This window comes from Mesorhizobium sp. M7A.F.Ca.CA.001.04.2.1 (assembly GCF_003998485.1).
GTDB lineage: Bacteria > Pseudomonadota > Alphaproteobacteria > Rhizobiales > Rhizobiaceae > Mesorhizobium > Mesorhizobium ciceri.
The window spans coordinates 1-5,042 of sequence record NZ_RZQT01000229.1; the positions used below are offsets into that span (position 1 = coordinate 1).

Consider the following 5,042-nt stretch of genomic DNA (forward strand, 5'->3'; position numbering starts at 1 on the left):
GGGCAGGGGTTGCTGCGGTGATGACGGTCATGGCTGCGCGCTCGATGCTATTGGGACATTGGCAAAGAACCCCTCACCCGGATTGCCAACCCAATTGAAGAGAGCAATTCGGGGCAATCCGACCTCTCCCCGAGGGGAGAGGAGGTTGCCGGGGATGGTGCCAGCCTCTTCTCCCCGGCGGGGAGAAGGTGGCCGCGAAGCGGCCGGATGAGGGGGCCTTTTCTCAACGCGATAGCCCTGCCGTTGGCGATGCGGTATCCGGCCACCCGCCCAGGGAGACAGGCGGGCGGCCGGCAGGCGTCCGCTACTTCTGCGGCGCCTGGTCGATGATCGACTGCATCGTTTCCTGCGCATTGGCTATCGCGCCATCGACATCGTCGCCGAAGAAGACCTCGTTGATCATCTGCGTCCACGGGCCGTTGGCGGAGTTGATCAGGTCGTTGAACACCACCGAATAGGGCGTCTTGCCCTTGGCCATGGCTTCGGCGGCGATCTGGTAGCGCGGATCGAGATCCTTCAACGCGTCCTTGGCGATGTCGCCGCGCACCGGCAGGCTTCCGTATTTGGCAAGGATGGTCTGGCCCTCGAGCGAATAGGCGAAGTCGAGGAACTCCTTCACCACGGGCAGTTTCGTGGTGCCCTTGGTGACGACGAAATTGTCGCCGCCCGCAAAGGACGACCAGCCGCTGTCCTTGCCCGGCAGGAAGGTGACGCCGTAATCGATGTCGGGATACTGGGTGTTGAGCGCGCCGATGGCAAAGGCGCCGGACGGCGAGATGCCGATATTGCCGGCGGCGAAGGCGGCAAAGAAATTGGCGCCGGTGTCGGTCTGTGCGCCTGCCGGTACCAGATCCTTCTTGACCATCGAGCGGTAGAGATCGATGGCGCCGCGCAGCTGCGGGCTGTCCAGCGTCGCCTTCGAGCCGTCTTCGCTCAGGATGTCGCCACCAGACGCCCAGATCAGGGGCGTGAAGGTGAAGATGTTGCAGCCGCCGCAATTGCCGGAGAAGTAGAAGCCCTTGATGTTGCCGCCGAGCGCGTTGACCTTCTCGGCATCGGCCGCGATCTCGGCCCAGTTGGCCGGGCCTTTTTCGGGATCAAGGCCGGCCTGCTTGAACAGCTTCTTGTTCCAGATCAGCACCGAGGCGTCGGCGGAGAAGGGCAGGCCGTAAATGTGGTCTTTGTAGGTGCCGGTCTTCACATGCGCCGGCGACAGGCTGGCAAAATAGGGCAGGGACTTTGCCCAGTCGGTGATGTCCTCCAATTGGCCGGCTGCGGCGAAGGAGGGCGTGTAGATCAGGTCGAGCGACAGCGCGTCGGGCGCTGTGCCGCCGGCGGCCGCGGCACCGTATTTGGGGATGATCTCGGCATTGGGGATGATATCGAGCTTGACCTGGTTGGTGTGCGCCTTGTTGTAGGCATCGACGATCCTCGGCATGAAATTCGAACCGTCGGCGCGCACCCATATGTTGGCCGTCTCGGCGGCGGCAGTGCCGAGACCGCCGCCCAGAACGGCAGCGGCCAGGGCCAGTTTGGCAATCAGGTTCCTCATGTTCTCCTCCTCCAAGGTTGGCCGCGGTCCGCGGCTTGGCGCCGATTGCGCGGCGCTTCGTTTTCAGCCACCCGGCGGATGGCCGCATGACTGCCGCACCACCAGCCGGCACGGCAGTTTTCGAATGCCGGGCGCGGCGGGCTTGCCGCCGACCAGCGAAAGCAGGGTCAACCCGGCCTCGCGCCCGAGCGCGACCAGGTTCATGTCGACAGAGGTCAGCGGCGGGCGCGTCGCCTCGGCCACGATCTCCCAATTGTCGAAACCGATGACGCCGACATCCCTGGGGACATCGAGGCCGCGTTCGCGCAGAGCATCGATGACGCCGCGCGCGATCTGATCGTTGCCGCAGAAGACCGCGTCCGGCCTTTCGCTTTTGCCGTCGAACAGTTGCGCAACCGCCTGGTGACCCCAGGCTTCCGACCAGGAGCCGAGCAGCGGCTCGCTGACCGGGAGACCGTTTTCGACGAGCACGTCGCGGTAAGCCTGGACGCGCGCGTGCACCACGGCAAAGCTCGCCGGCCCGGTGACGTGGGCGATGCGCTTGCGGCCAAGCCGGCAGAAATGCTCGACGGCCAGCCGGGCGCCGCCAACATCGTCCGAGACGAAGGCGACGGCCTCGGGGTCGGGCTGCGTGAAGGCATAGATCACCGGGACGCGCAGATTGGAGAGGTCGACGGGCAGATGGCGATCGATGCGCTTGCCGGTGGCGATGATGCCGTCAACGCGCTTGTCGAGCATGGCGTCGACATGCATCTGGCCCAGCCGCGGATCCTCCTCGACATTGCACAGGAACACCGAGACGCCATTGTCGACCAGCGCGTCCGAAATGCCCGACATCAGCGGCAGCGAGAAGCGGCCATAGGTATCGTTGGTGAGCAGGCCGACGGTGAAGCTGCGGCGCCGGAGCAGGCTTTGCGCCAGGCTGTTGGGCCGGAAGCCAAGCCGCCGGGCGGTCTCGCGAATGCGTTCGCGCGTCTCGGCTGTCATCCGGCCCTGGCTGTTGAGCGCCTTGGATGCGGTGGCGACGCTGACGCCGGCCTGCGCCGCCACGTCACGCAAGGTGACTGGCTTGGAAAAGACCGGAACAGGCAGATCGTCCGATGGCATCGCGCCGAGAGTCCTTGGTTGGGAAAAGGTTTTCTCTTGCCGACCTGAATGAGGCCCGGCAGGTGGCCGGGCCCGATCGAAATTGTTTGAGAAAACCTTTTCTCAGCTGAGGCTAGGCCAGATCGGATCGCCGTTCAAGGGAAAAAGCTGGTTGGGCCTTCGGCTCTCTTCCTCCGAATGCAACCCGGGGGTAAAGCAGCGCCGGCAGCACGTAGCTCAGGGGAAGAGCGCCAGTCGCAGTGCTGGAGGCCCTCGGTCCAGACGGGGCGGGCTGCCGCTTGAGGCATGAAAGATCGCAGCGTGCGCGGGAAGCGAGGTCGTGCTGCCGGGCAGCAGGCCTGGCCGCCATATGTGCTGGCGGACGCTCTGAAGATCGTGCCGAAAATTCTGAACAATCCCTCGGGATTAACCTTTCCGTAAATATTTGGCCGCTACTTCAACAGCCATGGCCTCGTGGCGGAGCGGCTACGCTGGAGACGGCAAATCTCTGAAGCCTCGGTTCGATCCCGAGGCGAGGCCTCCAAAATTTCGCGTCGAACAACAGTCCCAATCTGCCCCAAGGGCAGGCGGTCCGCACGAATAGATTTGTGCGTTGCGAAGGCGGTGCGGACCGGCCGTTAAAGCAGTCCTGTCTTGCATTTGGCATGCCGGCACCCGCGAAAAGAGTGCTATGGAAGGGAGCCGAGCGTTCTTGCTTCGCTTTTCCCTGACATTCGAGGCCTTTCGTGCGTGAACCGTCGCTGCTGCCCGTCTTTGGAAAACTTGGCCTCAAGGCCCCCGTCGCCCTGGCGGCGGCACCGGTCTCGTCGGCAGGTGTGTCGCACCTGCGGAAGCTTGTGGCGGTGCATGGCGGCATGGTGCTGAAATTGTCGGTCGTCGCCTGGACGGTGCTGATCCTGGGCGCCGTGTTTTTCACGATGCAAGGCTGACCGGCATGGCCAACCGCTACACGCTGCGCATGGAGCTTCCCCAGAGCTGGAGCATCATCGATGTCTTCACCGGCCAGCCTGCGGTTGTCCGGCAAAAGGTGATGGTCGGGATGGGGCCGCGGGAGGCCGAGGACATGGTCGTGCAGATGAATGTCCGCGACGTCAAACGCCGCGAAAGGGCCGAGCGCAAGACCTGACCGCGGTGAGCGCCAACTCGCCGCCCTTTCAGCCGAAATCGGCCGCCGTCAGCACATACATGCTCTTGTGGGTGCGGTCGTAAGCCTTCGACGCCACCTCGCGGATGGCGCTGCTCTCGGTGTCGAATGTCTGGAGATAACCGGCTTCGTCGGCAGCAGTGCCCGGCCGCATCTTGGCCATGGCGTCGGCAGCGACGGAAAATGAGATCTGGAACATGCCGTCATGGCCAACGAAACGAATGCGCTGGCCCGCTTCGTCATAGCTGCGGCTGCGGTTGGGGAAGGTGAGGCTCATGTCTTGGCCTCCGTGACTTTCTTGGTCACCCGCTTCTTCTTCGGCGTTGGATTGAGGGCCTCGGCGACACGATCGGCCTCTTCCTTGGCCAGCCGAAGCTCTCTCAGCCTTGCCGTCTTGATCTCCCTGGCTCTTGCCTCGGACATATATTCGGCGGTCGCCTTGTTTTTCTCCGCTGTCTTCTTCTGCTTGTCGACAAAGCGGGCTTCAGCTTTTTCCATGATCGTCTGATTGCCTTCGGCCATCGAAGAAATCTCCCTTGTGCCTGAAACCGTGAAAGTGAACTTGTCCGATAAATAGGCACTCGATCGGCAAAATTCAATCTTTTGAATTATTTGACATTCTACGGATATCACGAAACGGCCAGCCGAAATAATACTTTTGAATATTTAATGCGGTCCGCGAATAATTTTTGGCACTCCTATCTATCGAGTGCCAACGCGTCTATAGAGGGGGGCGTGGCCGCCTGTGCCGGCCCCAGAAAGAAAGTTCCCATGAAATTTCGGCCACTCCACGACCGCGTCGTCATTCGTCGCGCCGAAGGCGATATCAAATCCAAGGGCGGGATCATCATCCCCGACACTGCCAAGGAAAAGCCGCAGGAGGGCGAAGTCATCGCTGTCGGCCCTGGCGCACGCGACGAAAACGGCGCGCTTGTTCTGCTCGACGTCAAGGCCGGCGACTTCATCCTGTTCGGCAAATGGTCGGGCACCGAGGTCAAGATCGACGGCGAGGACCTTCTGATCATGAAGGAAGCCGACATCATGGGCGTCATCGACAAGAGCGAGACTGGCATTATCGACAAGGGCGCTGCAACCGAAAAGGCCGTGGCCGCCAAGAAAGCTGCCTGACCTCATTTTCTCCGAACGAACTGGATAAAAATCATGTCTGCCAAGGAAATAAAATTCTCCACCGACGCGCGCGACCGCATGCTGCGCGGCGTCGAGATCCTCACCAATGCG

7 protein-coding genes and 1 tRNA gene are annotated in these 5,042 nt (G+C 62.3%); 4 read left to right on the forward strand and 4 right to left on the reverse strand.

Translation table 11 applies throughout. The annotated features are described in order from the left end of the window. Positions 1-304: 304 nt before the first annotated feature. Both EN955_RS33585 and EN955_RS33590 read right to left on the reverse strand, forming a co-directional pair. Positions 305-1,552 (reverse strand): sugar ABC transporter substrate-binding protein, encoded by a 1,248-nt coding sequence (locus EN955_RS33585; RefSeq protein WP_013530526.1) that lies wholly within the window; start codon positions 1,550-1,552, stop codon positions 305-307. A gap of 63 nt (positions 1,553-1,615) precedes the next feature. Further along, on the reverse strand, positions 1,616-2,659 hold the full coding sequence (locus EN955_RS33590; RefSeq protein WP_024503910.1) for a LacI family DNA-binding transcriptional regulator: 1,044 nt from the start codon (positions 2,657-2,659) through the stop codon (positions 1,616-1,618). Positions 2,660-3,106: 447 nt separating this feature from the next. Here EN955_RS33590 and EN955_RS35010 point away from each other — a divergent pair. The 3 genes from EN955_RS35010 (at position 3,107) to EN955_RS33600 (ending at position 3,785) form a co-directional block, all read left to right on the forward strand. Further along, a tRNA-Cys gene (locus EN955_RS35010) sits at positions 3,107-3,182 on the forward strand. A 202-nt stretch (positions 3,183-3,384) separates the two neighbouring features. Beyond that, positions 3,385-3,588: a hypothetical protein gene (locus EN955_RS33595; protein WP_024503909.1), complete on the forward strand. Its 204-nt coding sequence runs from the start codon at positions 3,385-3,387 to the stop codon at positions 3,586-3,588. Between the two features lie 5 nt (positions 3,589-3,593). Next, complete coding sequence (locus tag EN955_RS33600; protein ID WP_024503908.1) at positions 3,594-3,785, forward strand: hypothetical protein; 192 nt, start codon at positions 3,594-3,596, stop codon at positions 3,783-3,785. Between the two features lie 28 nt (positions 3,786-3,813). On the opposite strand, the gene EN955_RS33605 is transcribed toward EN955_RS33600, so the two are convergent. Both EN955_RS33605 and EN955_RS33610 read right to left on the reverse strand, forming a co-directional pair. Then, positions 3,814-4,080: a DUF1488 domain-containing protein gene (locus tag EN955_RS33605; RefSeq protein ID WP_024503907.1), complete on the reverse strand. Its 267-nt coding sequence runs from the start codon at positions 4,078-4,080 to the stop codon at positions 3,814-3,816. Continuing rightward, entirely contained in the window at positions 4,077-4,325 is a 249-nt protein-coding gene (locus EN955_RS33610) for a hypothetical protein (protein ID WP_013530532.1), read from the reverse strand. The genes EN955_RS33605 and EN955_RS33610 overlap by 4 nt, the downstream gene beginning before the upstream one ends. 249 nt (positions 4,326-4,574) lie before the next feature. Here EN955_RS33610 and EN955_RS33615 point away from each other — a divergent pair, with 249 nt between their 5' ends. Then, positions 4,575-4,931 (forward strand): co-chaperone GroES, encoded by a 357-nt coding sequence (locus tag EN955_RS33615; RefSeq protein ID WP_127219198.1) that lies wholly within the window; start codon positions 4,575-4,577, stop codon positions 4,929-4,931. Positions 4,932-5,042: the final 111 nt, after the last annotated feature.

Coding starts and splice junctions, on each gene's coding strand:
- EN955_RS33585 (WP_013530526.1), bottom strand. CDS start 1,552: ATGAGGAACCTGATTGCCAAACTGGCCCTGGCCGCTGCCGTTCTGGGC.
- EN955_RS33590 (WP_024503910.1), bottom strand. CDS start 2,659: ATGCCATCGGACGATCTGCCTGTTCCGGTCTTTTCCAAGCCAGTCACC.
- EN955_RS33600 (WP_024503908.1), top strand. CDS start 3,594: ATGGCCAACCGCTACACGCTGCGCATGGAGCTTCCCCAGAGCTGGAGC.
- EN955_RS33605 (WP_024503907.1), bottom strand. CDS start 4,080: ATGAGCCTCACCTTCCCCAACCGCAGCCGCAGCTATGACGAAGCGGGC.
- EN955_RS33610 (WP_013530532.1), bottom strand. CDS start 4,325: ATGGCCGAAGGCAATCAGACGATCATGGAAAAAGCTGAAGCCCGCTTT.
- EN955_RS33615 (WP_127219198.1), top strand. CDS start 4,575: ATGAAATTTCGGCCACTCCACGACCGCGTCGTCATTCGTCGCGCCGAA.